This window comes from Kitasatospora sp. NPDC056531 (genome assembly GCF_042794375.1).
In the GTDB taxonomy this organism is placed as follows: domain Bacteria; phylum Actinomycetota; class Actinomycetes; order Streptomycetales; family Streptomycetaceae; genus Kitasatospora.
The window spans coordinates 89,805-115,643 of the sequence record NZ_JBHTTU010000013.1; the positions used below are offsets into that span (position 1 = coordinate 89,805).

General features: G+C 73.2%; 26 protein-coding genes. 17 read left to right on the top strand and 9 right to left on the bottom strand.

All coding sequences use genetic code 11. The features are described from left to right. The first annotated feature begins 33 nt into the window (after positions 1–33). On the top strand, positions 34–549 hold the full coding sequence (locus ACFQ87_RS15285; protein WP_380611222.1) for a hypothetical protein: 516 nt from the start codon (positions 34–36) through the stop codon (positions 547–549). 113 nt (positions 550–662) lie between these two features. Further along, positions 663–1,529 carry a formyltetrahydrofolate deformylase gene (gene purU, locus ACFQ87_RS15290; protein WP_380611223.1) on the top strand — a complete coding sequence of 289 codons (867 nt, stop codon included), beginning with the start codon at positions 663–665 and terminating at the stop codon, positions 1,527–1,529. A 23-nt stretch (positions 1,530–1,552) separates the two neighbouring features. Here the strand turns inward: purU and ACFQ87_RS15295 are convergent, their stop codons facing one another. Together ACFQ87_RS15295 and ACFQ87_RS15300 are read right to left on the bottom strand one after the other, a co-directional pair. Continuing rightward, complete coding sequence (locus tag ACFQ87_RS15295; RefSeq protein WP_380611224.1) at positions 1,553–2,776, bottom strand: zf-HC2 domain-containing protein; 1,224 nt, start codon at positions 2,774–2,776, stop codon at positions 1,553–1,555. Continuing rightward, positions 2,773–3,342 (bottom strand): sigma-70 family RNA polymerase sigma factor, encoded by a 570-nt coding sequence (locus ACFQ87_RS15300; RefSeq protein ID WP_380611225.1) that lies wholly within the window; start codon positions 3,340–3,342, stop codon positions 2,773–2,775. The genes ACFQ87_RS15295 and ACFQ87_RS15300 overlap by 4 nt, the downstream gene beginning before the upstream one ends. A gap of 611 nt (positions 3,343–3,953) precedes the next feature. Between ACFQ87_RS15300 and ACFQ87_RS15305 the strand changes: the two genes are divergently transcribed. Then, the gene (locus ACFQ87_RS15305; protein WP_380611226.1) at positions 3,954–4,418 is read left to right on the top strand and encodes an ATP-binding protein; all 465 of its coding nucleotides are present in this window, start codon (positions 3,954–3,956) and stop codon (positions 4,416–4,418) included. A 391-nt stretch (positions 4,419–4,809) separates the two neighbouring features. On the opposite strand, the gene ACFQ87_RS15310 is transcribed toward ACFQ87_RS15305, so the two are convergent. Beyond that, entirely contained in the window at positions 4,810–5,811 is a 1,002-nt protein-coding gene (locus ACFQ87_RS15310) for a GlxA family transcriptional regulator (RefSeq protein WP_380611227.1), read from the bottom strand. Positions 5,812–5,934: 123 nt separating this feature from the next. Between ACFQ87_RS15310 and ACFQ87_RS15315 the strand changes: the two genes are divergently transcribed. The 4 genes from ACFQ87_RS15315 (at position 5,935) to ACFQ87_RS15330 (ending at position 9,519) form a co-directional block, all read left to right on the top strand. Then, a complete protein-coding gene (locus ACFQ87_RS15315; protein WP_380611228.1) occupies positions 5,935–7,266 on the top strand; it encodes an MFS transporter in 1,332 nt (443 codons plus the stop codon). Positions 7,267–7,326: 60 nt separating this feature from the next. Further along, a complete protein-coding gene (locus tag ACFQ87_RS15320) occupies positions 7,327–7,854 on the top strand; it encodes a GNAT family N-acetyltransferase (RefSeq protein WP_380611229.1) in 528 nt (175 codons plus the stop codon). A 148-nt stretch (positions 7,855–8,002) separates the two neighbouring features. After that, positions 8,003–8,347: a DUF4229 domain-containing protein gene (locus ACFQ87_RS15325; RefSeq protein WP_380611230.1), complete on the top strand. Its 345-nt coding sequence runs from the start codon at positions 8,003–8,005 to the stop codon at positions 8,345–8,347. 167 nt (positions 8,348–8,514) lie between these two features. Beyond that, entirely contained in the window at positions 8,515–9,519 is a 1,005-nt protein-coding gene (locus ACFQ87_RS15330; RefSeq protein ID WP_380611231.1) for a LacI family DNA-binding transcriptional regulator, read from the top strand. Positions 9,520–9,665: 146 nt separating this feature from the next. Here ACFQ87_RS15330 and ACFQ87_RS15335 read toward each other — a convergent pair whose 3' ends face one another. Beyond that, complete coding sequence (locus ACFQ87_RS15335) at positions 9,666–10,874, bottom strand: MFS transporter (protein WP_380611233.1); 1,209 nt, start codon at positions 10,872–10,874, stop codon at positions 9,666–9,668. 448 nt (positions 10,875–11,322) lie between these two features. Here ACFQ87_RS15335 and ACFQ87_RS15340 point away from each other — a divergent pair, with 448 nt between their 5' ends. Further along, on the top strand, positions 11,323–12,672 hold the full coding sequence (locus ACFQ87_RS15340; protein ID WP_380611235.1) for a dicarboxylate/amino acid:cation symporter: 1,350 nt from the start codon (positions 11,323–11,325) through the stop codon (positions 12,670–12,672). A 216-nt stretch (positions 12,673–12,888) separates the two neighbouring features. On the opposite strand, the gene ACFQ87_RS15345 is transcribed toward ACFQ87_RS15340, so the two are convergent. Further along, positions 12,889–13,092 (bottom strand): cold-shock protein, encoded by a 204-nt coding sequence (locus ACFQ87_RS15345; RefSeq protein ID WP_188301247.1) that lies wholly within the window; start codon positions 13,090–13,092, stop codon positions 12,889–12,891. Between the two features lie 375 nt (positions 13,093–13,467). On the opposite strand from ACFQ87_RS15345, the gene ACFQ87_RS15350 reads away from it, so the two are divergent. The 7 genes from ACFQ87_RS15350 (at position 13,468) to ACFQ87_RS15380 (ending at position 21,304) form a co-directional block, all read left to right on the top strand. Continuing rightward, positions 13,468–14,370, top strand: coding sequence for a menaquinone biosynthetic enzyme MqnA/MqnD family protein (locus ACFQ87_RS15350; RefSeq protein WP_380611236.1), 903 nt, complete (start codon positions 13,468–13,470; stop codon positions 14,368–14,370). A gap of 213 nt (positions 14,371–14,583) precedes the next feature. Then, positions 14,584–16,284: a serine/threonine-protein kinase gene (locus tag ACFQ87_RS15355; RefSeq protein WP_380611237.1), complete on the top strand. Its 1,701-nt coding sequence runs from the start codon at positions 14,584–14,586 to the stop codon at positions 16,282–16,284. Positions 16,285–16,357: 73 nt separating this feature from the next. After that, positions 16,358–17,578 carry a cyclic dehypoxanthinyl futalosine synthase gene (mqnC, locus tag ACFQ87_RS15360; protein ID WP_380611238.1) on the top strand — a complete coding sequence of 407 codons (1,221 nt, stop codon included), beginning with the start codon at positions 16,358–16,360 and terminating at the stop codon, positions 17,576–17,578. A gap of 10 nt (positions 17,579–17,588) precedes the next feature. Beyond that, on the top strand, positions 17,589–18,260 hold the full coding sequence (locus ACFQ87_RS15365) for a hypothetical protein (RefSeq protein ID WP_380611239.1): 672 nt from the start codon (positions 17,589–17,591) through the stop codon (positions 18,258–18,260). 272 nt (positions 18,261–18,532) lie between these two features. Then, on the top strand, positions 18,533–19,120 hold the full coding sequence (locus ACFQ87_RS15370) for a hypothetical protein (protein ID WP_380611240.1): 588 nt from the start codon (positions 18,533–18,535) through the stop codon (positions 19,118–19,120). Positions 19,121–19,187: 67 nt separating this feature from the next. After that, on the top strand, positions 19,188–19,883 hold the full coding sequence (locus ACFQ87_RS15375) for a demethylmenaquinone methyltransferase (RefSeq protein ID WP_380611241.1): 696 nt from the start codon (positions 19,188–19,190) through the stop codon (positions 19,881–19,883). Between the two features lie 131 nt (positions 19,884–20,014). Then, positions 20,015–21,304 carry a geranylgeranyl reductase family protein gene (locus tag ACFQ87_RS15380; RefSeq protein ID WP_380611269.1) on the top strand — a complete coding sequence of 430 codons (1,290 nt, stop codon included), beginning with the start codon at positions 20,015–20,017 and terminating at the stop codon, positions 21,302–21,304. On the opposite strand, the gene ACFQ87_RS15385 is transcribed toward ACFQ87_RS15380, so the two are convergent. The 3 genes from ACFQ87_RS15385 to ACFQ87_RS15395 all read right to left on the bottom strand — a co-directional run bounded on the left by ACFQ87_RS15385 (position 21,301) and on the right by ACFQ87_RS15395 (position 23,290). Beyond that, on the bottom strand, positions 21,301–21,768 hold the full coding sequence (locus ACFQ87_RS15385) for a MazG-like family protein (protein ID WP_380611242.1): 468 nt from the start codon (positions 21,766–21,768) through the stop codon (positions 21,301–21,303). The two genes, ACFQ87_RS15380 and ACFQ87_RS15385, sit on opposite strands and share 4 nt — an antisense overlap. Before the next feature lie 73 nt (positions 21,769–21,841). Next, positions 21,842–22,555 (bottom strand): peptidylprolyl isomerase, encoded by a 714-nt coding sequence (locus ACFQ87_RS15390; RefSeq protein ID WP_380611243.1) that lies wholly within the window; start codon positions 22,553–22,555, stop codon positions 21,842–21,844. Between the two features lie 84 nt (positions 22,556–22,639). Beyond that, the gene (locus ACFQ87_RS15395) at positions 22,640–23,290 is read right to left on the bottom strand and encodes a TetR/AcrR family transcriptional regulator (protein WP_380611244.1); all 651 of its coding nucleotides are present in this window, start codon (positions 23,288–23,290) and stop codon (positions 22,640–22,642) included. Positions 23,291–23,384: 94 nt separating this feature from the next. Here ACFQ87_RS15395 and ACFQ87_RS15400 point away from each other — a divergent pair, with 94 nt between their 5' ends. Together ACFQ87_RS15400 and ACFQ87_RS15405 are read left to right on the top strand one after the other, a co-directional pair. Continuing rightward, positions 23,385–24,050, top strand: a complete 666-nt coding sequence (locus tag ACFQ87_RS15400; RefSeq protein WP_380611245.1) for a CatB-related O-acetyltransferase — start codon at positions 23,385–23,387, stop codon at positions 24,048–24,050. Positions 24,051–24,243: 193 nt separating this feature from the next. After that, a complete protein-coding gene (locus ACFQ87_RS15405) occupies positions 24,244–25,119 on the top strand; it encodes a DMT family transporter (protein WP_380611246.1) in 876 nt (291 codons plus the stop codon). Positions 25,120–25,131: 12 nt separating this feature from the next. Here the strand turns inward: ACFQ87_RS15405 and ACFQ87_RS15410 are convergent, their stop codons facing one another. Next, a complete protein-coding gene (locus ACFQ87_RS15410) occupies positions 25,132–25,707 on the bottom strand; it encodes a hypothetical protein (RefSeq protein WP_380611247.1) in 576 nt (191 codons plus the stop codon). Positions 25,708–25,839: the final 132 nt, after the last annotated feature.

The window sequence follows — 25,839 nt, forward strand, 5'->3', positions numbered from 1 at the left end:
CACGAACAGAGGGGGAACGTACGATCGTTCACCATGTCCGCCAGCACAGATTCTTCGCACAGGTCTGCCCGAAACCCTTCTCGTCCGGGCCACCGCTCCAGCACGATGGGCGGCATGCCCCTCAACGACCTGCCCTGGTGGCGCTGGCGAGCGCGACTGCGCTCGGCGCTGCACATGCTGTCCGACCCCGGCTTCCAGCAGGAGACCTGGCTGGCCGGCCGCGAGGGGTACGGGGACGTGACCGACGCCGTCTACCGGCTGGTCGAGGACACCTGGCTGGACCGCTGGTCGGCCGAGAAGTACGTGGGCACGATGTTCCGCGACTCCACCGAGGCCGCCCTGGTCGACGTCGCGGTGCTGCGCGCGGTGCAGATGCTGCACGAGGTCGGCGCGGACGCCCCGGCCTCCGCCTACCTCGGCCACCCCGGCTGGGCGGAGGCCGTCCGGGCCGCCCGGGAGGCGCACGTCGCGCTGGCCGTCGGTGACGGGGACGACCCGGACGCGGCGCCCAAGTCGCTGGACGTGCTGCGCATCCTCACCCAGGTCTGAGGCCGTCCGTCGGGCAGTGCCGTCCCGCAGTACGGGCAGCGGGGCGGCGACTGTCCAGGATGTGACACGCTGGACCGTCCACCCACGTACGACATCAGGACGGGATACCCCCAGTGGAACAGCAGCCGGCCAGCGCCCAGTACGTCCTCACGCTGTCCTGCCCCGACAAGCAGGGCATCGTCCACGCTGTCTCCAGCTACCTCTTCATGACCGGCTGCAACATCGTCGACAGCCAGCAGTTCGGGGACGCGGACAGCGGCCTGTTCTTCATGCGGGTGCACTTCTCCGCCCCCGAGCCGGTCACCGCCGACAAGCTGCGGGCCAGCTTCGCCGCGATCGGCGCCTCCTTCGCGATGGACTGGCAGATCCACCCGACCGAGCAGCGGATGCGGATCATCCTGATGGTCAGCAAGTTCGGGCACTGCCTGAACGACCTGCTGTACCGCACCCGGATCGGCGCGCTGCCGGTGGAGATCGCCGCGGTGGTCTCCAACCACACCGACCTGCGGGACCTGACCGAGAGCTACGGCATCCCGTTCCACCACATCCCGGTCACCAGGGACACCAAGGCGGAGGCCGAGCGGCAGCTGCTGGACCTGGTCGCCAAGGAGGAGGTCGAACTGGTCGTGCTGGCCCGCTACATGCAGGTGCTCTCCGACCAGCTGTGCACCGAGCTGTCCGGCCGGGTGATCAACATCCACCACTCCTTCCTGCCGAGCTTCAAGGGCGCCAAGCCGTACCACCAGGCGCACGCCCGCGGCGTGAAGCTGATCGGCGCCACCGCGCACTACGTCACCGCCGACCTCGACGAGGGCCCGATCATCGAGCAGGAGGTGGCCCGGGTCACCCACGACGTCAGCCCGGACCAGCTGGTCGCGCTCGGCCGGGACGTCGAGTGCCAGGCGCTGGCCCGCGCGGTCAAGTGGCACAGCGAGCACCGGGTGCTGCTGGACGGCGCCCGTACGGTCGTCTTCGCGTAGTCCCGGCTGCGGCCGTATCCCGGCTACGGGCGCGAGAGCAGCGGCAGCGCGTGCAGCACCTCGCGCACCGCGGCCCGGTCGCCGTGCTCGCCCACCGGCAGCCGGTCCGGATCGCGGTGCGCGGCGGCCAACTGGCACAGCTCCAGCCCGTCCAGCACCATCGAGGCCACCGGCTCCCCGCCGGGCGGCCCCGCCTCCGGACCGTCCAGCGGCACCAGCCACTCGCCGGCCGCCGGACCGTCCACCACCAGCCGCAGCCGTCGGCCGCCCACGGCGCCGTCGGTCGTCGGGCTCCCGGCCGGCGCACCCGACGCACCCGACGCACCCGGCGCCCCGGCGTGCTCGGGGCGCGCCGCGCGCAGCCCGGCCAGCGCCCGGGGGAGCAGCCGGACCACCAGCTCCACCATCTGCCGCAGGTGCTGCGGGGCCGGCGGGTCGTACGGGTAGGCGACCGCGCGGGCCACGTCCTCGCCGTGCACGTAGCACTCCAGGGCGCGGTCCACGAAGGCGTCGCGCAGCGGCAGTACCGCGAAGCCGAGGTCGACCGGGGCGCCGCCCTGCGGGGCGAGCGCGGCACTGCGGACCAGGTCGTGGGTCTGCCGCCGCCACCTGGAGCGAACCGACTGCGGCGGCAGGCCGGACTGGTCGGCGACCAGCCGCGCGCTGCGCGCGGTGAGCGCGGCGTACGGGCCGCCCTGTGGCGGGACCAGCGGCGCCGGGACGGCCGTCTCCTGCGGCGGCACCCGCCGCTCGGCGGACGGGACGGGTGCGGGCGCACCCGCGGTGGCCGGCACCGGGTCGGGCAGGCCGAGCGCGAGCGCCAGCACGCCGTCCACGGCGGTCAGCCGGCCCAGCACCTCGGCCGGGCGCAGCCGCTCGGTGCCGCCGTGCCACGGCAGTTCGGCCACCTCCTGCCACTCCTGCGGGCCGAGGTCGCGCAGCAGCGCGTCGAGCTTGGCGGTCTCCGCGGTGTACGGCATGCCCCAGGCGGGGACTGGCAGTTCGGCCGGGCGGCGGGCCAGGCACCAGTCCAGCACCTGCTGGCGCAGCGAGCCGGGCTGGTCCAGCGGCTCGTCCAGGGCGAGCCAGCCGGCCGCGTCGCGCAGCCGGGCCGCCTCCCGGGCGCACTCCGGGCAGTCGCGCAGGTGCTGCTCCAACTCGGCGGCCTCGCGCGGCGGGCAGGCAGCGAGGGCCCAGGCGCCGAGCAGCGAACGCAGGGCGTCGTGCTGCTCCTCGGAGATCTTCACCTGTTCCCGTCCTCGTCCTGGCGGGCGCGCTCGTCGGCCAGTTCGGTGGCCAGCAGTTCCAGGCCGAGCCGCATCCGCTGCTTGGCGGCCTGCTCGCTGATGCCGAGCATCCGGGCCGTCTCCCGGTAGGTGCGGCCGTCGTAGTACGTCACCGCGATGGTCTCACGCAGGGGTTGCGGCAGGGAGTCGACCACGTACTGCACGCGCGCGGCGGTGGCCACGGCGCGGATCTCCTCCTCGGTCGCGCCGGAGCCGCCGCCCCTGGTCCACTCGGCGGCGCGCCGCGCCCGCAGCCGCTCGACCGCGTGGCGGTGGGTGAGCGCGCCGAGCCAGGAACGCAGCGAGCCCTGGGCGGGGTCGAAGTCCTCGGGGTGTTCCCAGACGTGGGCGAACATCTCCCGGGTGAGCTGGGCGGCGGCCGCCTCGTCGGCGAGTATCCGCCCGGCCAGGCCGTGCACCATCGGCGCGAGCTGGTCGTAGAGTTCGCCGAGCGCGGTCTCCTCGCCGCGGGCGAGGCGCCGCTGCAACTGCTCGTCCCAGCGCGGAGTCCGGTCCGGGGTGGCCATCGGGAACCACCTTCCTGCCCGGTTCGCTGGTGTTACCCAACGGTATCCCGTGGCCGGTCCGCGGCGGGAGGGAATCCGGCAAGTACGGGCCCCGCCCGGCGGATCGGCGTCCTCGTGGACGGGTGCGGGCGGCGCGGGCGTCCGGTGGATCGTCACATGGTTGGACGGTCCGCTCGTGGGACGGTCCGTCGACGGCGCTGTTCGAGATCAGCTGGACATATGTCGCACGGGTGGTTCGCGAGTGGCGGGCGGGGTGCGAGGGGTGTCCGGCGGTAGGTTCCCGCCTGTAGGACCGGCAGGTCGGCCCGGGTCGGACGAGTGCCGGTGCGAGGCTCGCGAGAGTGAACGGGACAGTATGCACTGCCCTGTCCCCCGATCGCCGGAATATGCCCGAAGCGCTTGCTGTGGTCCGCCCGCCCACCCATCCTGAGGCGTATTCGTGTCGCGGCCGTTGCGCGACCGACGAGTTGGCGCGGACGAGTCGGCGCCGGGCGGACGGGTCGGCGAGCGCCCGGCTGAGCCTCGGGTGGCACCGGGCGACGTGCGAGGGCCGCCGGCCGATCCGGCCCGATCGGGACGATGGCCGAACTGCGAGTGCGGGTGGTGGAGCGGTGCAGGTTCTTCAGGTACAGCTTGCGGTGCAGGCGGACCCCGCCGAGGTCGGCCGGGCCCGTCGGTGGGTGCGCTCGCGGCTGCTGAACCACGGCGTGGACCCGGACGAGCCGATCGCCGAGACGGTGGTGCTGGTGGTCTCGGAGCTGGTGACCAACGCCGTGGTGCACACCGGCTGCCCAGCCGTGCTGAGACTCTGTCTGCCGCTGGCCGACGGCGCGGCGCAGGCCGGTCCGCTGCGAGTGGAGGTGGCCGACGCGAGTCAGGCCGCCCCGGCCCCGCGGCACGCCGGGGCGGACGAGGACGCCACCAACGGGCGGGGCCTGGAACTGGTCGAGCTGCTCTGCGAGCGCTGGGGCTGGTACCCCGACGGCTCGGGCAAGCGGGTCTGGTGCGAGATCGGCGCGGACGCCCGCCCGGTCGATCCGATGGCGGGCGCGGACTGGGCGGCTTTGGCGCAATAGCGGCTTTCGGTGCGGTCCTCGGTCGGTGCCGATCACCGGCCGAAAGGTGACGCAACCATTCCGAATTTCGGACTACCCATTGACGTGACGTATCCGACTGATCACGCTTGGGTGCGGCTCTCCGTTGCGAGGGGACGCCGAGGGGATGTCCGTCCGCCGCCACGGTGCTGCTGTCCAGGGGGATCGCGTCAGCAGGGGGGACTGTGGAGCGCCGGTCACGGGCCTTTCCTCGGCGAGTGCGGAGGCCGCGGCGCGGGTTCAGGGCCCGCGCGTCGCGATCGGATGGCGGCCTGCCACGCTGCGCTGGGGGTGCGCGCGGTCGGCCGCCGTCCGTGGCGCCCTCCGGGAGCGGCGAATTCAGGCCAACCGCCAGTCTTCTCCCAGCCGTCACTCAGGAAGCGCGCCGCACCTCCGGTCCGCCCTCGGCCGGGGTGGTCCGGAAGGTGCGCCGGTAGGCGCTCGGGGCCACGTCCAGGCGGCCGCGCAGCTGCAACCGCAGCGAGGCGGCGGTGCCGAATCCGGACTCCCGGGCCACCTGGTCGATCGTCAGGTCGGTGCGCTCCAGCAGCTGGCGGGCCCGCTCGGTGCGCTGGGTGGTGATCCACTGGCCGGGGCTGGCGCCGGTCTCCTCGCGGAAGCGCCGGGTGAAGGTCCGTACGCTCATGCCCGCCCGGTCGGCGAGTTGGCGCAGCGGCAGCGGCTCGTCCAGGTGCTCCAGCGCCCAGGCGCGGACGGCGGTGGTGCTGAACCCGCCGGTCTCCACCGGGCTCGGGGCCTCCACGTACTGCTTCTGGCCGCCGTCGCGCCACGGCGGGACCAGGCAGGCCCGGGCCACCGCGTTGGCCACCGCGCTGCCGTGGTCGCGGCGCACCACGTGCAGGCACAGGTCCACCCCGGCGGCCACCCCGCCGGAGGTGAGGATGTCGCCGTCGTCGGTGTAGAGCACGTCCGGGTCGAGCCTCACCTGCGGGTACATCCGGGCGAAGCGGTCGGTGTAGCTCCAGTGGGTGGTCGCCGGACGGCCGTCCAGCAGACCGGCGGCGGCCAGCAGGAACGAGCCGGTGCAGATCGACATCAGCCGGGTGCCGGGCCGGATCCGGCGCAGCGCGGCGGCCACTTCGGGGGTGAGGGCGGCGTCGACGCCGTCCGGACCGGCGTCGCCGGAGGCCGGGATCACCACCGTGTCGGCCCGCTCCAGCAGTTCGGGGCCGTGGTCGACCGCGATCCGGAAGTCGGTGCTGGTGCCGACCGGCCCGCCGTCCACCGTGCAGGTGGCGACCTGGTAGCACGGCCGCCCCTCGCCGTCCCTGGCGCTGCCGAAGATCCGGGCGGGGATGCCGAGTTCGAAGGCGATCACGCCCTCCAGGGCCAGTACCGCGACCAGGTGCGCCATGCCGTTTCCTTCCGCCGGTCGATGGGTCCGGGTCAGGGTACGCCGGACCCGTGGCCCGATTCTTGCGAAAGCTGTCATTCAGGCCACTCGTCCGGGAACCGGAGGCTCGGGAGACTCTTCCACGTGACCGAACGCAGCGCCCTCGCCCCCACTCCCGCCGCCGCATCCGATCCCGACCGGCCCACCCCCGCCCAGCGCCCCCGGGTGCACTACGCCTGGGTGGTGGCCGGCGTCGCCCTGCTCGTCCTGCTCGGCTCGGCGGGCTTCCGCTCCACGCCCAGCCTGATGATGGACGCCCTGCACAACGAGTTCGGGTGGTCGCTCGGGACGATCTCCAGCGCCACCTCCGTCAACCTCACCCTCTACGGCCTCACCGCCCCCTTCGCCGCCGCCCTGATGGACCGTTTCGGCGTGCGCCTGGTGGTGGTCTGCGCCCTGCTGACCATCTCGGTCGGCGCCGGACTCACCATGCTGATGCGCCAGCCCTGGCAACTGGTGCTCTGCTGGGGCGTGCTGGTCGGCCTCGGCAGCGGCTCGATGGCCGGAGCCTTCGCCACCACCATCACCGGCCGCTGGTTCCAGGCCCGCCAGGGCCTGGTCACCGGGGTGCTCACCGCCGCCGGTGCCGCGGGCAACCTGGTCTTCCTGCCGGTCGGCGCCTGGCTGGTCGAGCACCACGGCTGGCGCGCGGCCGTGGTCGTGGTCTCGCTCGCCGCCTGCGCCGTCGCCGTGCCCGTCCTGCTGCTGATGCGCGAGCGGCCCGCCGACATCGGCCTGCTCCCGTACGGGGCGACCGAGGCCCCGCCCGCCCCCGTCAACGACGGCCGCGCGCTGGCCCGTTCGCTGCGGGTGCTGCGCGACGCCGCCCGGACCCGGCCGTTCTGGCTGCTGGCCGGCTCCTTCGCGATCTGCGGCGCCACCACCGCGGGACTGGTCGGCACCCACTTCATCCCGGCCGCGCACGACCACGGCATGCCGGTGACCACCGCCGCGAGCCTGCTCGCCCTGATCGGCCTGTTCGACGTGGCCGGCACCGTGTTCAGCGGCTGGCTCACCGACCGGGTCGACTCCCGGCTGCTGCTCACCGTCTACTACGGGCTGCGCGGCCTGTCCCTGCTCCTGCTGCCGCAGTTGCTCGCCGGCTCGCTCCAGCCGCCGATCCTCGCCTTCGTGGTCTTCTACGGCCTGGACTGGGTGGCCACCGTGCCGCCGACCGTCGCGCTGTGCCGCCGGCACTTCGGCGAGGACGCCCCGATCGTCTTCGGCTGGGTGCTCGCCGCCCACCAGATCGGCGCGGCCGTCGTCGCCGGGCTGGCCGGCCTGGCCCGCGACGCGCTCGGGAACTACGACCTCACCTGGTACGGCGCCGGCGCGCTGTGCGCGATCGCGGTCGGACTCTGCCTGGCGCTGCGCACCGGACGGCCGACGGACCGGGCGGTGCCGGCCCTGTCGTAAGGGCCTGTTCGCGGAAGCCCGTTCGCGGGTGTGTTCGAGTGGAGGTCTAGGCTCCGCATCATGGCGCTCACCTTCACCCTGGACCCGAAGCTCGACCCTGACCTGCGCACCGCCGTGGTGCGGCTGTGGGCGGACGTGAGCAACGCCGGCGGCGCGGTCGGCTTCGTGGCGCCGGTCACCGAGGATGAGGTCTGGGACACCGCCGAACGCCAGTTCGCCGGGGTCGCCCCGGAGGGCCCCGACCGGCTGCTGGTCGCGCACGAGAGCGCGACCGGGCGGCTGGTCGGGGTGCTGTTCTTCGAGTCGATGCGCTTCGAGCCGATGGAGCACTGGCGGATGCTCAAGCGGGTCATGGTGCACCCCGACTTCCAGGGCCTCGGCTACGGTGCCCAGCTGCTCGCCGAGGCCGAGCGGGTCGCCCGGGAGTGGGGCCTGCAGTCGCTGCGGCTGACCGCGCGCGGCGGCCAGGGACTGGAGGGCTTCTACGGCCGCAGCGGCTACCGCGAGGTCGGCCGGGTGCCGGCTGCGATCCGGGTCGCCCCCGGCGACGACCGCGACGACATCACCATGTGGCTCGACCTGCGCTGACCCGGCGCCGGGCAGGGCGCGACGGCCGGGGACGGCGGACCCGCCCTCCTTTCCCGCCTTCGGGCAGGAGGGGCCCAGCCCGTGCCGGCCGTCAGGCATGCTTGACTGGAAGACCCGCCCCGGCCCGAACCCAGAAGGATGTGTCCCAGTGAGCAGCAACGGCCCGCAGAAGTCGCACGCCACGCTCCGCTACACCTCCATGCGGGTCAGCATCTTCCTGGGCTGCCTGCTGGTGGCCCTGCTGCTCGGGCACTTCCAGATCATCCCGGTCAGCGGGCAGGCCGGGATGGTCTTCCTGTTCCTGCTGGCCGCGGTGGCCTCCGCGCCGCTGAGCTACGTGCTGCTGAGCAAGCAGCGCGACGAGATGTCCTCCCAGATCACCACCAAGGTCGCCGGGATGCGCAGCCGTACCGCCGAGCGGATCGCCGTGCAGAACGCCGAGGAGGACGCCGCGGACGACGCCGCCCGCGCGGCCGCCGCCGGTAAGAACTGACCCCGGCCCTGAGACCGCCGTCCGCCGTGCCCGCCGATCCCAGCGCCGCCGCTGACCGGTCCGCTGACGCCGATCGGCCCGTCGAGGTGGATCGGCCCGTCGGGATGGATCGGCCCGCTGGCGCCGATCGGCCCGTCGGGAGTGGGAGCGGGACCTGGCCGGCCCCCGTGCGCCGGCCCACCGGGCGGGACGTGGCCCGGCTCGCCGGGGTCTCGCAGGCCACCGTCTCGCTGGTCTTCTCCGGTGCGGAGGCCGGCCGCCGGGTCTCCGAGGCCACCCGGGAGCGGGTCCGGGAGGCCGCCCGCAGCCTCGGCTACCGCCCCCAGGCGGCCGGTCGGCAGCTCCGGCTGGGCCGCAGCGGGATGATCATGCTGGCCGTGCCCAATCTGCAGGGACCGTTCTTCGGTCGGGTACTGGAGGGTGTCCACCACGAGGCCGGCCGGCACGGCCTGGCGGTCGTGGTCAGCTCCGGTTGGGGCAGCGCCACCCTCGCCGAGGCCGCCACCGCCGGCCGCTTCGACGGCCTGCTGATCTGCTCCCCGGACGACAGCCAGCTCGGCGAGCTGCCCGCCGACACCCCCGCCGTCTTCCTGGACGCCGACCCCGGCACCGACCGGGCGCGCCCGACCGTCGAGCTCGACGTGGCCGGCGGGATGCGCGCGGCGGTGGAGCACCTGGCCGCCCTCGGCCACCGCCGGATCGGCCACCTGCGCTCCACCCACGCCGCGTACACCTTCCGGGTCCGGCAGGCTGCCTTCGAGCAGGCGGTCCGCGAACTGGGGCTGGACGTCGTGGAGTTGGGCGTGAGCCTGAACGAGGGGTATGCCGCCGCGCGGAGCGTGGCCGGTGGGCTGCTGGAGCGGGCGGACCGTCCGCGCGCGGTGATTTGCGACGACGACGTGGTCGCCTCCGGGGTCTACCAGGCCGCCGCCGAGCGGGGGTTGCGGGTGCCGGACGACCTGTCCGTGGTCGGCATGGACAACGTCGCGGTCTCCGGACTGCTCGCCCCGCCGCTGACCACCGTCGACCTGCCCGGCGAGGAGCTGGGCCGGGTGGGCGCGGCCGCGCTGGCCGGACTGCTGCGCGGGGAGCGGGTGGAGCCGGTCGCGCCGCTGGCCACCTCGCTGGTGCTGCGTTCCTCGACCGCCCGGGCGCCCGCCGCGTCCTCCTGAGCCGAGGTCGTGCTCCTCGGCTGCGGCGTGCTGTCCGCCGTCACCGCCCGGGGCCGTCGGGGCCGCCACAGCTGATCGCGGTGAGTGGGTGGGAAGACTGCGCCCGCCGGCCAGACCCCGGCGGGCGCAGTCGTGTGTGGGGTGGGTCAGCCCACCGGGACGGGCTGCGGGGGTGCGGCGACCGGGGTGGTGCGGAACCAGCCTCGGGCGCCGAAGAGCAGCAGGCCGCCGAGGGCGATGCCGCCGGCCGCGCAGAGGGCCACGGAGCGGAGGGAGTCTTCGGCGAGGTGGCCGGAGACGGCGTAGCCGAGTGAGTTGCCGGTGGCGAAGAGGGTCACCAGCCAGGCGAAGGCCTCGGTGACGGTGCCGGTCGGTGCCAGTTCGGCGACCAGGACGAAGGCGGCCGCGAGCAGCGGGGCGAGCACGATCCCGGAGAGGAAGGCCAGGGCGGCCATCGGGTACGGGCCGGGCAGTGCCACCAGCGGGAGGTAGGAGGCGGCCATCGCGAGGGCCATCATCCAGGTGCGGGTCGCGGTGGTCCGGCGCCAGTCGATCACGCCGTAGGCGAGCGCGCCGAGCAGGCCGCCGAGGGCGGCCAGTGCCAGCAGGGTGCCGCCGCCGCCCGGCAGTTCGCCGGTGTGCTGTTCGGCGTAGGCGATGAAGAGCACGTTCTGCGCGCCGACCGCCCAGCCGGCGCCGGCCAGACCGATCAGCAGCAGTACCAGGCCGGGGGAGCGGAGCGGTCCGAGCAGTCCGGCGGACTGCTCGCGGGCGGGGGCGCGCCAGGCGCGGGCCGGTGCGGCGGTGGCGACGATCAGCGCGCCAGCCAGTCCGAGTCCGGCGGCGACCCAGAGTGCGGCGACCGGGCTGAACAGGCCGGCGATGCCGGCGACGGCCAGCGGTCCGGCCACGTAGAGGATCTGCTGGGAGGCGGAGTCGAAGGCGTACGCGGTGTCGAGCTGTTCCTCCTCGACCACGTCCGGCCAGAGCGAGCGCAGGCAGGGCTCCAGCGGGGGCATGGCGAGGCCGGCTACGGCGGCGCCGAGGGGCGCGGCGACCGGGGAGCCGGGGTCGAGGGCGAGCAGTGCGTACCCGCCGCCGGCCACCACGGCGGAGGCGAGCAGGACGCGGGGCTGTCCGGTGCGGTCCACGATCCGCCCGAGCACCGGACCGCCGACGGCGGCGGAGATCGCGTAGGCGGCGGTGGCCAGTCCGATCCGGCTGTACGGGACTCCGGCGTCGCGCAGGGCGAGGGCGATCACCAGGGCGGTCATTCCGGCGGGCATGCGGCCGAGCAGGGTGCCGAGCAGGAGTCGGGTGACGTGCGGGGCTCGAAGCAGGGCGAGGTAGCCCATCGGTGTTCTTCTCCGGTCAGGGCAGGGGAGGGCGGGGGCAGGTCAAAGTTATACGTATAACCTGTGTTCGGTCAATCCGGCCGGAGGGTGCGCCTGATGGGGTGTCAGCCTCGTTCGTATCCGGATCTCATCCTTGCGGTGCGTCGAGGTTCGGCCCGATCTCAAACAACTACTTTGAACATCTCAAACCTTTACTGCTAACGTGTCGGCCGTGACCACCTCAGACGCACTGCGGATGCACGGCCCGGGCCCGCTGCCCGGCGCCGCCCGCCCGTGCGCTCTGACCGGTGCTGTGGACAGCCCGCGCCGTTGTCGCGCCATGAGCTGTATTCCGGCGGCACGCCCCTGAACGGGGTCCGTGACCTCCTCACGTCCGGCCCCGTGCCGTGCCGCCTCCTCCGCCCCACACCCCACCGTCAGCAACGCCCTCCCCCGGAGTCGCACCCCCATGTCCACAGCGCCCGAGGCGACCTCGTCGCCGTCCGTGCTCGCCCGCATCCGCAAGACACCGTTCTGGGTGCAGATCGTCGCCGGCCTCGTGCTCGGCGTCGGCCTCGGCTACCTGGCCCGTGCCGCCGACATCTCCTGGCTGGCCACCACCCTGGAGACGATCGGCAAGATCTTCGTCCAGCTGCTCAAGCTGGCCGTCCCGCCGCTGGTGTTCACCGCGATCGTGGTGAGCGTCGCCAACCTGCGGGGCGTCACCAACGCGGCCCGGCTGGCCACCCGCACGCTGCTCTGGTTCATGATCACCTCGCTGATCGCGGTCGCCATCGGCCTGGGCCTGGGCCTGCTGACCAACCCCGGCCAGGGCACCAACCTGAAGACCGAGGGCCTCAAGGCGCTCGACTCCAAGGGCACCTGGATCGACTTCCTGACCGGGATCTTCCCGACCAACATCGTCGACGCCTTCGCCAAGGTGAACGTGCTGCAGATCGTCTTCATGGCGGTCGTGGTCGGCGCCGCGATCATCAAGCTCGGCGCCAAGGCGGAGCCGGTCCTCAAGCTCAGCGAGTCCGTGCTGGAGCTGACCCAGACGGCCCTGTGGTGGGTCATCCGGCTCTCGCCGCTCGGCACCCTCGGCCTGATCGGCAAGTCCGTCGCCAAGTACGGCTGGGACCTGCTCAAGCCCTTCGCCACACTGACCCTGGACATCTACGTCGGCTGCGCGCTGGTGCTGTTCGTCGTCTACTCGCTGCTGCTGCGCTTCGCCGCCGGCCTCAACCCGCTGCACTTCTTCAAGGGTGCCTGGCCCGCGATCCAGCTGGCCTTCGTCTCGCGCTCCTCGGTCGGCACCCTGCCGGTCACCCGCCGCGTCACCGAGCGCCTCGGCGTCCCCAGCGAGTACGCCTCCTTCGCCGTCCCGTTCGGCGCCACCACCAAGATGGACGGCTGCGCCGCGGTCTACCCGGCGGTCGCCGCGATCTTCGTCGCCCAGGTCTACAACATCGAGCTCGGCATCAAGGACTACGTCCTGATCGCCTTCGTCTCGGTGGTCGGCTCGGCCGCGACCGCGGGCCTCACCGGTGCGATCGTCATGCTGACGCTGACCCTGTCCACCCTGGGCCTGCCGCTGGAGGGCGTCGGCCTGCTGCTCGCCATCGACCCGATCCTGGACATGATGCGCACCGCGACGAACGTCGCCGGTCAGGCGCTGGTGCCGGTGCTGGTCGCGGCACGGGAGAAGATCCTGGACACCGACGCGTACAACAACCCCTCCGGTGACCTGTACGGGGAGGACGCGCCGCCGGCCGCCTCCCTGACGCAGGCCGGCGCGAAGGCTCCGGTCGCGGCCTGACCGCAGTCGTACGAAAAGGGCCTGCCCCGCACCGGAAGGTGTGGGGCAGGCCCTTCGCCGTGCTCTCCCGGCAGGGGAGGGGCGCGGGGAAAAGGCAGGGGGCCCGCCGCGATGGGCAGGCCCCCTTGGGTGTTGCTCTTGTGCTCATGGTGACGGCTGTCGGGAGCCGCCGACGGACCCGTAGGGGTCCCGAGCGATCAGAACATCAGAGGATGCTCAGACAGCGGTGACGTTCTCCGCCTGCGGACCCTTCGGGCCCTGGGTGACGTCGAAGGTGACCGTCTGGTTCTCCTCCAGCGAACGGAAGCCGTTCGCGTTGATGGCGGAGTAGTGGACGAAGACGTCGGGGCCGCCGCCATCCTGGGCGATGAAACCGAAGCCCTTCTCAGCGTTGAACCACTTGACGGTTCCCTGAGCCATGCCGTTCTCCTTGCGATGCGTGTCGGGGGCCACACCGTGTGGCACCCGGTCCGCTGCGCTGATCGCCCTGCCTCCGGACGAGTCCGAAGTTTTTCGATATTGCTGAAAAACTACAAAAAGCCTGCGGTTACATGCTCCGCAGGCTTCAAGTACTGCAAGGGGAATCAAACTGCAACTGAGGGCAACGCTAGCATGCGGTCGCTGTGACGACCAGGGGTCGCTTGCGGTGTGGACGGGGCGTGTCGTGAGGGCTGCGAGCGGGCGTGCGAAGGCCTGTTGAGGGCGCGCGTGCGCGTGTCGGGTGGCCGGTGCGAGCCGTCGTGAACAGCGGGCATACGCTGCGGGGAAGCGCACGAACAGCAAGGGAGCGGCGCAGTGGCAGCGGACGCGCAAACGCGGGAGCCCCAGGAGAACACGCCGGTCAGGCCGCGGGTCGGCCATATTCAGTTCCTGAACTGCGTTCCCCTCTACTGGGGTCTCGCCAGGACCGGCAATCTGCTCGATCTCGACCTCACCAAGGACACCCCGGAGAAGCTGAGCGACCAGCTCGTCGGGGGATCCCTGGACATCGGGCCGATCACCTGCGTGGAGTACCTGCGCAACGCCGCTGACCTGCTGGTCCTGCCCGACATCGCGGTCGGCAGCGACGGCCCGGTGATGTCCTGCCTGATCGTGAGCAAGGTGCCGCTCGCCGACCTCGACGGCCGCCGGGTCGCCCTCGGCTCCACCAGCCGCACCTCCGTCCGGCTGGCCCGCCTGCTCCTGGAGGAGCGCGAGGGCGTCCGCCCGGACTACTTCAGCTGCCCGCCCGACCTCAGCGCGATGCTGGCCGAGGCCGACGCCGCCGTCCTGATCGGCGACCCGGCACTGCGCGCCTACCTCGGGCAGGCCGCCGACCTCGGGCTGACCGTCCACGACCTGGGCGCGATGTGGAAGGAGTGGACCGGCCTGCCGTTCGTCTTCGCGGTCTGGGCGGTGCGCCGGGAGTTCGCCGAGCGCTGCCCCGAGCTGACCGCGGCCGTCCACCGGGCCTTCCTGGAGTCCCGCGACCTGTCGCTGGTGGAGGCCGCCAAGGTCGCCGAGCAGGCCGCCCGCTGGGAGGCCTTCGGGCCGGACGTGCTGGAGCGGTACTTCAGCGAGGCGCTGGACTTCTCGCTCGGCGAGCGGCAGTTGGCCGGGGTCGCCGAGTTCGCCCGGCGGGTCGCGCACGACAGCGGCTTCACGCCGGACGTGGCGGTGGAGCTGCTGGAGCCGGTGGCGCTGCCGGTCGGGGAGTAGCTCCCCGGGCCCCGGAGACGGACCCCCGGACAGGGCCCGCGGACAGGGGGCCCGGGAGGCGGGCCGCACACCCGGGGGTCGGCCCGGCCCGGTACGGTCTGCTCCCGAGGCGCGTCCGGCGGGTGGCCCCGCGGGAGGCGCCCCGGAAGCGGCGTACGCGGCCGGGCACCCGCCCGGGGCCGTGCGTGCGAGTGCGAGGGGAGCGTGCGGGGCATGCGGGCACTGGGGTCGGACGACCCGCGCCAGGTGGGCGCCTACCGGCTGCTGCGGCGGCTCGGCTCGGGCGGGATGGGCCGGGTCTACCTCGGTCGGACGGCTGGCGGGCGGACCGTGGCCGTCAAGGTGGTGCGCTCGGAGCTGGCGGACGACGCCGAGTTCCGCGCCCGGTTCCGGCAGGAGGTGGCCGCCGCCCGGCGGGTCGGCGGCAGCTGGACGGCGCCCGTGCTGGACGCCGACACCGAGGGCGAGCAGCCCTGGGTCGCCACCGGCTACGTGGCGGGCCCCGCGCTCACCGTCGCCGTCCAGGAGTACGGGCCGCTGCCCGAGCCGGCCGTCCGTGCGCTCGGGGTCGGGCTCGCCGAGGCGCTCGTCCACGTGCACGGGCTCGGCCTGGTGCACCGCGACGTCAAGCCGTCCAACGTACTGCTGACCCTGGACGGGCCGCGGCTGATCGACTTCGGGATCGCCCGGGCGCTGGACGCGACCAGCGGGTTCACCCGATCGGGTTATGTGGTCGGCTCGCCGGGCTTCATGTCGCCGGAGCAGGCGAACGGGCGGCCGGTCGGACCGGCCGGGGACGTCTTCTCGCTGGGCGCCGTCCTGGCCTTCGCCGCCACCGGCGTGCACCCCTTCGGCGAGGGGGTCAGCGCTGCCGTCCTGCTCTACCGGGTGCTGCACGAGGAGCCGGACGTCGCCGGACTGGCCGAGCCGCTGCGGGCGATCGTCCTCGACTGCCTGGCCAAGGACCCGGCCGCCCGGCCCACCCCGCAGCAGCTGGCCGCCCGACTGGACCCGGACGGCGTGGGCACCGCCCGGCTCTGGGGCTTCCTGCCGCCGGCGCTGGCGGCGGGGGTGGGGCGCGGCGCGGTGCAGCTGCTGGACCTGGAGGACGAGCAGGGAGAACCGACGGAAGCGGCTGCGGCCGTGGCCGCAGCGGAGGCGGCCGAGGACGGGGCCGGGGACGGGGCCGAGGTGGTGCCGACTCCGACCTTGCCCCCGTGTTCCTACCCGCCGGGGGGTTTCGGGCCGTTCATGACGCCCGCCAAGCCGTGGTGGAGGCGGCGGGCCGGGCTCGCGACAGTGGCGGTGCTGACGGCCGCGGTGCTCGCGGGCGTGGGGTACGGGCTGTACGAGGGGCTGCACCGCGACGACCCGGTGGTGCCGGCCGTGGGGCCGCTGCCGGTTCCGTCCGTCGATCCGAGCGACGCGATCGCCTCGCCGGGGGCCTTCGTGCCGGGCGGGACGGACACCCCGTCGGCGTCCCCGTCGACGGCGCCGTCCGCCTCCGCGTCGTCCCCGGCGCCCGCGACGGGCGGGCCGAACGCGGTGCCGGCCGCCTTCCTGGGCACCTGGAGCGGGGACATGGTCACCGACAAGGGCCTGCCCGGCGGCACCACCACGCTCACCGTCCGCCCGGCCGCGATCGGCCAGGAGAGCACCAGCAGCCGCAACGCCCTCTCCGGGCTGATCTCGATCAGCTGCGAGGGCGCCTGGACGCTCAGGTCGGTCTCCAGCACCAAGCTGGTGTTCCAGTCCCGGCTGGTGCACGCCTCGATCCCCGGCGCCTGCACCGGCGGCGCCAACGCGGAGACGCTCACCCTGCAGGCCGACGGGACGATCAGGTTCAGCTCCGCCGATCCGGCGGCCGGGAACCCGGTCGGGACGATGCGCAAGGTGAACGGGGCGGCGGGCTGAGGGTGCCCGAAACGCCTGGCGTAGGCTGGTTCGGCCGTACCCGAGTAGCACTTGAGAGAGAGAAGGCCGCCAGGTGACCGAGCTCGCAGCGACCACCCTCGATGCGTCCAGCACCGACCTGCAGGCCGTGCTCGACCGGGCCGCCGCCGGCGGCCGGATCACTCCGGAGGAGGCGCTGGAGCTGTACCGCTCGGCGCCGCTGCACGCGCTCGGCTCCGCCGCCGACGCGGTGCGCCGCCGCCGCTACGCCGGTACCGAGCACATCGCGACGTACATCATCGAGCGCAACATCAACTACACCAACGTCTGCGTGACGGCGTGCAAGTTCTGCGCCTTCTACGTGCCGCCGAAGAGCGACAAGGGCTGGTCCCGCGAGCTCGACGAGATCCTGCGCCGCTGCGCCGAGACGGTCGAGCTGGGCGGCACCCAGATCATGTTCCAGGGCGGCCACCACCCGGACTACGGCGTGGAGTACTACGAGCGCGCGTTCTCGGCGATCAAGGCGGAGTTCCCGCAGCTGGTGATCCACTCGCTGGGTGCCTCCGAGGTCGAGCACATGTCCCGGATCTCGGGCGTCTCCGTCGAGGAGGCGATCACCCGGATCCACAAGGCCGGCCTGGACTCCTTCGCGGGCGCCGGCGCCGAGCTGCTGCCGGAACGGCCGCGCAAGGCGATCGCCCCGCTGAAGGAGTCGGGCGAGCGCTGGCTGGAGATCATGGAGATCGCCCACGGCCTCGGCGTGGAGTCCACCTCCACCATGCTGATGGGCACCGGCGAGACCAACGCCGAGCGGATCGAGCACCTGCGGATGATCCGCGAGGTGCAGGACCGTACCGGCGGGTTCCGGGCGTTCATCCCGTACACCTACCAGCCGCAGAACAACCACCTGAAGGGCTCGACCCAGGCCACCGTCTTCGAGTACCTGCGGATGATCGCGATCGCCCGCCTGTTCCTCGACAACGTCGCCCACATCCAGGGCTCCTGGCTCACCACCGGCAAGGAGGCGGGCCAGCTGTCGCTGCACTACGGCGCGGACGACCTCGGCTCGGTCATGCTGGAGGAGAACGTCGTCTCGGCGGCCGGTGCCAAGCACCGCTCCAACCTCACCGAGCTGATCCACCTGATCCGGGCCGCCGACCGCGTCCCGGCGCAGCGCTCGACCACGTACGAGCACCTGCGGGTGCTGGACGACCCGGCGAACGACCCGGTCGACCCGCGGGTCGCCTCGCACATCGCCTCCACGGCGATCGAGGGCGGCACCGCGCACCCCGAGCTGAAGATCCTGGACAACTGAGCCCGCACCGGTGCTGACCCTCCACCGGGCCGCCCTCGTGCTGCCTGACCCGGCCGATCCCACCGCCCCGTCCTTCGCCGACGGGGCGGTGGTGGTGCGCGGCGAGCGGGTCGAGGCCGTCGGGCCGTACCCGGAACTGGCGGCCGCGCACCCGGCGGCGCGGGTGCGGGACTGGGGCCCGGCGGTGCTCACGCCCGGGCTGCGCAACCCTTACGGGCAGCGGGCGCTGGAGCGGGACTACCACCCGGATCCGCGGGAGGGGATCGGCTCCGAGCCGCTCACGGACGAACTGGTGGGTTGCGCCGACGAGACCCGGTTCGGGGCGAGTGCCCGGCGGGGGCTGCAGCGGATGCTCGGCTTCGGGGTGACGGCGGTGGCCGGGCCCTTCGAGCGGGCCTCGGTGCGGACGGCGGTGGCGCGTTCGGGGCTGGTGGTGCTGCCGGGGCTGGTGGCGCTGCCGGGGTCGGCGGAGCCCGGGGTGGGGCCGGAGGAGTCCGGGGCGGGGCCGCTGGACCCGCTGGCGGTGCTGCCGTTGGCGCGGGCCGTGCACGGGCGGCTGGCGGCCGGCGACCGGGCCGACTTCGCGGTGTTCGCGGTCGACGACGAGGGGAGCTCCGGGCCGCTGCCGGGTGGCGCCCTGGCGACCGTGCTGGGCGGGCGGTTGGTGTACCGGCGGCGCTGAGGCCGCTGAGGCCGCTGAGGCCGCTGTGGCCGCGGGTCGGTGTGACGTACTCGCCAGTAGGCGGATTGCCTTGCCGCGCAGGGGACTTCCTTCGTGTGCAGTCGAACTCCGGTGCTCACCCTGGGGGGTGATTCCCCCTTCGCCGTGACCTGAAGGCCCGCCAGCGGATACGATCCCGGACAGCTCACTCCGTACCCTCACCACACCACCGCCCGTGCCCGCGGGCGGCGGGGCCGTGTCCCAGGCCCCGGAGGCAAGCCAGGACAGGAACCATGCGAACCGCGACCATCCCCCCGCCGCGCACCCCGCGGTTGGGCCGTGGTTGGTACCTCGCCGCCGTGCTCAGCGCAGTGCTGGCCGTCGGCATGTGCCTGCTCGGTTGGCGCCAGGCCGAACAGGCCGACCGGATCGGGGCCCACCCGGTGAGAGTCGAGGGCGTCGTCACCCAGCTGCCGACCGGCGGCGGCACGTACAGCGCCGTCAGCTACAAGGTGAGCGGCCAGCCGCACACCGCGGCCGCGCTGCCGCTGGCCGACGGCACCAGGCTGGGCGACGCGGTCTGCCTGGAGCACGCGGCCGACGACCCGGGCGCGGTGCGGATCTGCGGCGACACCTACCCGCAGCCGGTGGGCGTGGGGCTGGCTCGGTTCAGCGTGCCGGTGGCCGTGGTGCTCTTCATGATCTGCGTGCTGCGCATCCGGCGGCACCGGCGGGCCGTCGCGGTCCGCGCCGGGCAGGGCCGGCTCGCCGCCAACTTCGCGCTGGCCGCCGAGGCGCTGGCCGACGGGATGCCCGCGATCACCCACGGCAAGCGCTCCCGCCGCCGACGGCGTGCGGGCGGGCGGCGCGGGTCGCAATGACGCCGGTGGACGGCGTCCGGTGTGCCCCGTTGACCGGCGCGTCCGCTCCAGGGTGAACAATGGGCTCGTGACCCGAGCCTCTCTGGACAAGCAGCCGCACGAAGTCGCCGCCATGTTCGACGACGTCGCGGCCAAGTACGACCTCACCAACGACGTGCTCTCCCTCGGCCAGGCCCGCGCCTGGCGCCGGGCGGTGGCCGAGGCGGTGGCCGCCGGACCGGGGGACCTCGTGCTCGACCTCGGGGCCGGCACCGGCACCTCCTCGCTGCCCTTCGTCGAGGCCGGGGCCAAGGTCGTCCCGTGTGACTTCTCGGTCGGCATGCTCGCCGAGGGCAAGCGCCGCCACCCCGAGCTGCCGCTCACGGCCGGCGACGCCACCCGACTGCCGTTCGCGGATGACACCTTCGACGCGGTGACGATCTCCTTCGCGCTGCGCAACGTCCACGACACCGAGGCGGCGCTGCGCGAGATGCAGCGGGTCACCAAGCCCGGCGGCAAGGTGGTGATCTGTGAGTTCTCCACGCCGACCTGGACGCCGTTCCGCACCGTCTACACCGAGTACCTGATGCGCGCGCTGCCGCCGGTCGCGACCGCCGTCAGCAGCAACCCGGACGCGTACGTCTACCTCGCCGAGTCCATCCGGGTCTGGCCGGACCAGCCCGCGCTGGCCGCCAAGCTGCAGCAGAGCGGCTGGTCGAAGGTGGCCTGGCGCAACCTCACGGGCGGGGTCGTGGCGCTGCACCGGGGCTACAAGGTCGTCTAGCGCTGCGGCAGGGCGCGGGGGTCTCCGGTGGTGTGAGCGGAACTAGACTGCCGGAGACAAAAGCCGCCGTCCCCGCCGTCCCCCCGCCGCAGCACCAGGAGTGTGTCCACGTGTCCGAGACCGCAGCCGATCTGACGAAGCCGGACAGCACGGTCGAGAGCACCGCCGACGTCATCGTGGTCGGCGCGGGCCCGGCCGGCTCCACCACCGCGTACTACCTGGCCCAGGCCGGGCTGGACGTGCTGCTGCTGGAGAAGACCGCCTTCCCTCGTGAGAAGGTCTGCGGCGACGGCCTGACCCCGCGCGCCACCAAGCAGCTGGTGGACATGGGCATCGATGTCTCCACCGAGAACGGCTGGCTGCACAACAAGGGCCTGCGGATCATCGGCGGCGGCGTCCGGCTTGAGCTGGACTGGCCCGAGCTGTCCTCGTTCCCGGACTACGGCCTGGTCCGCAAGCGCGCCGACTTCGACGAGCTGCTGGCCCGTCAGGCCGAGAAGGCGGGCGCCCGGCTCTACGAGCGCTGCAACGTCAGCGGGCCGGTCCTGGACGACCGCACCGGCCGGATCGTCGGCGTCACCGCCAAGCTCGGCGAGGAGAAGCGGCCGGTCACCTTCCGCGCCCCGCTGGTGGTCGCCGCCGACGGCAACTCCACCCGGCTCTCGCTGGCCATGGGCCTGCACCGGCGTGAGGACCGCCCGATGGGTGTCGCCTACCGCACCTACTTCAACTCACCCCGCCACGACGACGACTACCTGGAGTCCTGGCTGGAGCTGTGGGACACCCGCGGCGGCCAGCGCAAGCTGCTGCCCGGCTACGGCTGGGTGTTCGGCATGGGCGACGGCACCTCCAACGTCGGCCTCGGCATCCTCAACTCCTCCTCCGCGTTCGGCGAGCTGGACTGGCGCGAGGTGCTCAAGGCCTGGTGCGCGAGCATGCCGGAGGAGTGGGGCTACACCCCCGAGAACATGACCGACCCGATCCGCGGTGCCGCCCTGCCGATGGCCTTCAACCGGCAGCCGCACTACACCCGCGGCCTGCTGCTGGTCGGCGACGCGGGCGGCATGGTCAACCCGTTCAACGGCGAGGGCATCGCCTACGCGATGGAATCCGGCCAGATCGCCGCCGGGGTCATCACCCAAGCCCTGGCCCGGGTCACCGTCGGCGGCCGCGAGCGCGCCCTGCAGGCCTACCCGCGCATCCTCAAGGACGTGTACGGCGGCTACTACACGCTGGGCCGCGCCTTCGTGAAGCTCATCGGCAACCCCAAGGTGATGCAGCTGGCCGCCCAGCACGGCCTGCCGCGGCCGCTGCTGATGCGCTTCACCCTCAAGCTGCTCGCCAACCTCACCGACCCGCAGGGCGGCGACGCGATGGACCGCGTGATCAACGGCCTGACCCGGGTCGCGCCCAACGCCTAACGCGCGTCCGGCTCGGCTGTCTCGGCTGTCTCGGCTGCATCCGTGGCAGTCTCCGGTGCCTCCGGTGCCTCCGTGGCAGTCTTCGTCGCCTCCGTCGTCTCGGCGGCCTTCGCCGGCTCCGCCGCCTCCGCCGCCTCCGGGACGGAGCGGGAGGCGGCGGAGCGCTGTTCGACGTAGGCGAGGCGCTCGGCGAACACCCGGGCCGCGTCCGGGGTGAGCGTCCGCAGGGCGACCAGGGCGCTGAAGACGACGTCGCAGAGCTCGTGCTGGACGTCCTCCCAGCTGTGGGTGACGCCCTTGCGCGGGTTCTGGCCGGTGGCGCCGATCACCGCCGCGCCGACCTCGCCGACCTCCTCGGAGAGCTTGAGCAGTCGCAGCAGGCGCTCCTCCTGCGGCGACTGTGCGCTCTGCTCGTCGAGCCACGCGACCAAGTGGTCGACGCTCTCCCAGATCCGGCTGTCCATGCGGTGCTGCTCCCCTTGCTCCCCTGCGGTGCGGTCGGTACCGCAACCGTACGGGAGCCGCGCGGTGCCGGTGTCAGCGCTTGCTGATCTTCACGTGGCGGATGTTCACCGGGACGTTCGGGAAGCCGTCGCCCGGGCCGTTCTGGTCGTCCTCGCCGGCGGCGGCGATCTTCTGCAGGACGTCCAGGCCCGAGGTGATCCGGCCGAAGGGCGTGTAGGCGGGGGAGAGCTTGGTGTCCTTCCAGACGAAGAAGAACTGGCTGCCGTTGGTGTTCGGACCGGCGTTGGCCATGGCCACGGTGCCGGCCGGATAGGTGGCGCCGGTCAGGTTCTCGTCCGGGAACGAGTAGCCCGGACCGCCGCTGCCCGTGCCGGTCGGGTCGCCGCACTGCAGGACGTAGATCCGCTGGGTGGTGAGCCGGTGGCAGTGGGTGCGGTCGAAGTAGTCGTGCTCGGCGAGGAAGCGGAACGAGAAGGTGGTGCAGGGCGCCTTGTCGGTCAGTGCCTCGAAGGTGATCGGGCCCTGGTTGGTCCGCAGGGTCGCGCGGTAGGGCTTCGCGGCCTTCTCGGCGTCGAACACCGGGATGCCCTTGAAGTTGTCGGCCGGGACGGCCGGTGTGTAGGTGCAGCCGGCGGCGGCGGCGGTGGCGCCGGTCGCCGGGGCGTCCGCGATGGCGGTGCCGGTGCTCGCCACGAGCGGGAGGACGGTCGCGGCGGCGACCAGCGCCCAGTGCTTGCGCTTCACGTGACGGGCCTTCCGGGGGGTGGTGGACGGCTGGATTGTCATGGAGGAATCATCCACGGCCGGGTGGGGATGCGGTAGGGGGTGGGACGGCCGGGGGCCCTAGGGCTGTGATGGCGTGATGGTCGGTCAGTTTCTTTCCGGGGCGGTCGGGGTGGCCGTGAACAGACCGGCGCGGGCGGCCAGGGCAGCGGCGTCGGCGGCCCGCTCGGCGGTGCCGGCGTCCAGCGGCTCGCCGGAGACGAACAGCCGGTAGTAGAGCGGCGCCGTGGCGGCCAGGACCACCTCGGCGCCGTCCGTTCCGGCGGGCAACTCGCCCCGGGCGGCGGCCCGTTCGGCGACTTCGGCGGCCTGGCGGTGGCGGGCCGCGAAGAAGGCGCGCAGGGCGGCCGCGCCGGTGTCGGAGCGTTGGGCGGCGGAGATCAGCGCGGTGGGCGTGGGGCCGAGCTCCGGGTCGGTGAAGACGCTGAACACCTCCTGGGTGATCCGGCGGAGGTCCTCTCGGAGGTCTCCGGTGTCGGGCAGGGGCCAGGGTTGGTCGGCGGAGGCCGCCAGGGCGTCGGCGACCAGGCCGTCCACCCCGCCCCAGCGCCGGTAGAGGGTGGCCTTGTGGACGCCGGAGCGGGTGGCGACCGCCTCGACGGTGAGGTTGTCGTACCCCTTCTCGGTGACCTCGGCGAGGGTGGCGGCGACCACCTCCGCCCGTACCCGGGCGCTGCGGCCGCCCGGGCGCGGGGTCGGGGTGTGGGGCTCAGGCGTGGGGTGGGTGGCTCCGGTCAAAGTCGACTCCAGTCGCGTTAAGGCTTGCCGTGGAGTGGTGATCCTGCCATGCTCATCGTAATGCGACCCAAGTCGCATTACGAGAGGAGCTCGCGTGCCCGACACCGTCATCCCCGACTCCACCGCCCTCCACCCGCTCGTCGGCCACGACCGGGTCGTCCTGCTACGTCCGCTCGTCGCCGACCCGCGGATCGAGGTCGGTGAGTACACCTACTTCGACGACCCCGACGGAGCCACTCGCTTCGAGGAACGCAACGTCCTTTACGCGTACGGCCCCGAGCGGCTGGTGATCGGCAAGTACTGCGCGATCGCCACCGGCACCCGTTTCCTGATGGCCGGCGCCGCCCATCCGACCGTCGGTGTCTCCACCTTCCCCTTCACGATGTTCGGCGGCAGTTGGACCGAGCGGACCCTCGACATCGTCACGGGCCTGCCCAGCCGGGGCGACACGGTGGTCGGCAATGACGTCTGGCTCGGCTTCGGGGCCACCGTGCTGCCCGGGGTCCGGATCGGCGATGGCGCGATCATCGCGGCCGGTGCGGTGGTCACCGCCGACGTCGAGCCCTACACCATCGTCGGCGGCAACCCCGCCCGCCCGATCCGTCGTCGCTTCGACGACGCCGACATCGAGCGCCTGCTCCGCGCCGCCTGGTGGGACTGGCCGGTCGAGCTCGTCACCGAGCACGTCCGCGTCATCATGTCCGGGACGCCGGCCGATATCGAGGCGATCGCCGCGGCGAACGGCCTGCTCGACGGCTGACGGAGCGGGCCAGGCCGACCATCCGGTGTCCGGAACGGCATTGATCACCTGCCATCCGGTGCGCGAAGATGGCGCCCCCTCGTTCCAAGCCGCGCCCCGTCCACCGCCGGGTCCTCCACCCGGCTCCTGGGTCCGTCCGACGCCGTACGGTCCTCGCGCCCGTCGGTTCCGTTCGTCCGGAGGGATCCTCGTCATGCCTGCCTCCCTGTCCAAGGACTCGTCCTCGCCGGCCCTTCGTGATCTTTCGGTGCTGTTCGTCGCGGTGGTGTGGGGGGCGAGCTTCCTCGCCGTCCAGCGGGTGGCCGAGCCGGGGACGGTCGTGGCGATGCTCGTGCTGCGGTTCGGGCTGGTGCTGCCGCTGCTCGGGGTGGTCGCCTGGCGCTCCCTGCGGAGGCTGAGCCGCGCCGAGTGGCTCGGCGGCGCCGCACTGGGGCTGGTGCTCGGCGGGATCTTCCTGCTGGAGACCTATGGCGCCGTGCACACCTCCGCGACCAACGCCGGGCTGATCATCAGCCTCGCGATGGTGCTCACCCCGCTCGGCGAGAGCGCCCTCGGCCGGACCGCACCGCCGCGGGCCTTCCTTGCGGCCGCCGGGCTGGCCGTCCTCGGCGTCGCCCTGCTCACCGGTGACGGCGGGCTGCGCCCTCCGACGCTCGGTGACCTGCTGATGCTGGGCGCCGCCCTGGTCCGCTCGGCGTACGTCCTCGCGATGGCCCGCACCCGGGCCGTCCGCGACACCGACATGCTCGCCTTCATCTGGGTCCAACTCGCCGTGGCCACCGGAGTGTTCGCCGTCGTCGCGTTGTCGGTCGGGCCCGCGCCGTGGACCGTTGCGCGCTCGTACGGGGTTGGCCAGTGGGTTTGGCTGCTGCACCTGTCCTTGTTCTGCACGCTGTTCGCCTTCTTCGTTCAGATGTGGGCTGTCCGGGCCACCTCGCCGTCCCGGGTGAGCCTGCTGCTCGGCACCGAGCCGCTGTGGGCCGCCGTCTTCGGCATCACCGTGGCCGGGAACCGGATGGGTCCGCTCGCCCTGCTCGGCGGAGCCGGGTCCGGAGCCGGCCCCGTGTGACCCGCCGCATCGTCACCGGCGCCACCGCAGAGTCCGGCGGGCGTAGTCGATGGTGACCGCGCTGAGCAGCGGGCCCCAGGCGACCAGGGGCAGGTATGCGAGCGTCATCACGACGGCGGCGAAGCCGCGCGGCGAATCCGGCTCAGCCAGGTTGTGGGCCCAGCGGCCGAACAACCCCTCCATGCCGAGGAAGGTGAGTATCACCGAGCCCAGCAGGGCCGGGACGATCGCGGCGAGCGGCTGGACCCGGCGGCCGCCTATCAGCGGGATCCACCGGGGCGCCACCAGCCCCCAGGGGCGGACCAGGCCCAGGGTCAGGAAGGCCAGCGTCTCGGCCAGGGCGCTCAGCACCACGCAGTAGACGGTGCCCCAACCCGGCTGGTGCTCGCCGTACGCCGCGGCCGTCGCGCCGGTGAAGCCGACCGGGACGCCGAAGCCGAAGGCGGTCCGCCACAGCCCCGAGGGGACGGCGGTGAGGGCGGCGGCCTTGGCGGCGAGCTGGGCCCAGCGCGGGGCGGGCGGAACGTCCGGGGAAGTCGCCTCGGCCCGGTGGGCGGTGTCGCGGGCGTTGATCACGAGCTTCGACATGGTGGACTCCCTTCGGATCCGGCCTCCGTGGCCGGTGCGATGACTCAAGACTGGAGGCCGGCCAGGGGTTCGAGGCAGATGCCGATCGGGCTGTTCCTCCTGCTCAACCGGCCTTTGAGATATGCCGATCGG

Excerpts from the sequence above, each read along its gene's own strand:
- ACFQ87_RS15285 (WP_380611222.1), top strand. The coding sequence starts at position 34 with ATGTCCGCCAGCACAGATTCTTCGCACAGGTCTGCCCGAAACCCTTCT.
- ACFQ87_RS15300 (WP_380611225.1), bottom strand. The coding sequence starts at position 3,342 with ATGGCCACCCCGGACCGGACTCCGCGCTGGGACGAGCAGTTGCAGCGG.
- ACFQ87_RS15310 (WP_380611227.1), bottom strand. The coding sequence starts at position 5,811 with ATGGCGCACCTGGTCGCGGTACTGGCCCTGGAGGGCGTGATCGCCTTC.
- ACFQ87_RS15320 (WP_380611229.1), top strand. The coding sequence starts at position 7,327 with ATGGCGCTCACCTTCACCCTGGACCCGAAGCTCGACCCTGACCTGCGC.
- ACFQ87_RS15335 (WP_380611233.1), bottom strand. The coding sequence starts at position 10,874 with ATGGGCTACCTCGCCCTGCTTCGAGCCCCGCACGTCACCCGACTCCTG.
- ACFQ87_RS15340 (WP_380611235.1), top strand. The coding sequence starts at position 11,323 with ATGTCCACAGCGCCCGAGGCGACCTCGTCGCCGTCCGTGCTCGCCCGC.
- ACFQ87_RS15345 (WP_188301247.1), bottom strand. The coding sequence starts at position 13,092 with ATGGCTCAGGGAACCGTCAAGTGGTTCAACGCTGAGAAGGGCTTCGGT.
- ACFQ87_RS15355 (WP_380611237.1), top strand. The coding sequence starts at position 14,584 with ATGCGGGCACTGGGGTCGGACGACCCGCGCCAGGTGGGCGCCTACCGG.
- ACFQ87_RS15370 (WP_380611240.1), top strand. The coding sequence starts at position 18,533 with ATGCGAACCGCGACCATCCCCCCGCCGCGCACCCCGCGGTTGGGCCGT.
- ACFQ87_RS15385 (WP_380611242.1), bottom strand. The coding sequence starts at position 21,768 with ATGGACAGCCGGATCTGGGAGAGCGTCGACCACTTGGTCGCGTGGCTC.
- ACFQ87_RS15390 (WP_380611243.1), bottom strand. The coding sequence starts at position 22,555 with ATGACAATCCAGCCGTCCACCACCCCCCGGAAGGCCCGTCACGTGAAG.
- ACFQ87_RS15405 (WP_380611246.1), top strand. The coding sequence starts at position 24,244 with ATGCCTGCCTCCCTGTCCAAGGACTCGTCCTCGCCGGCCCTTCGTGAT.
- ACFQ87_RS15410 (WP_380611247.1), bottom strand. The coding sequence starts at position 25,707 with ATGTCGAAGCTCGTGATCAACGCCCGCGACACCGCCCACCGGGCCGAG.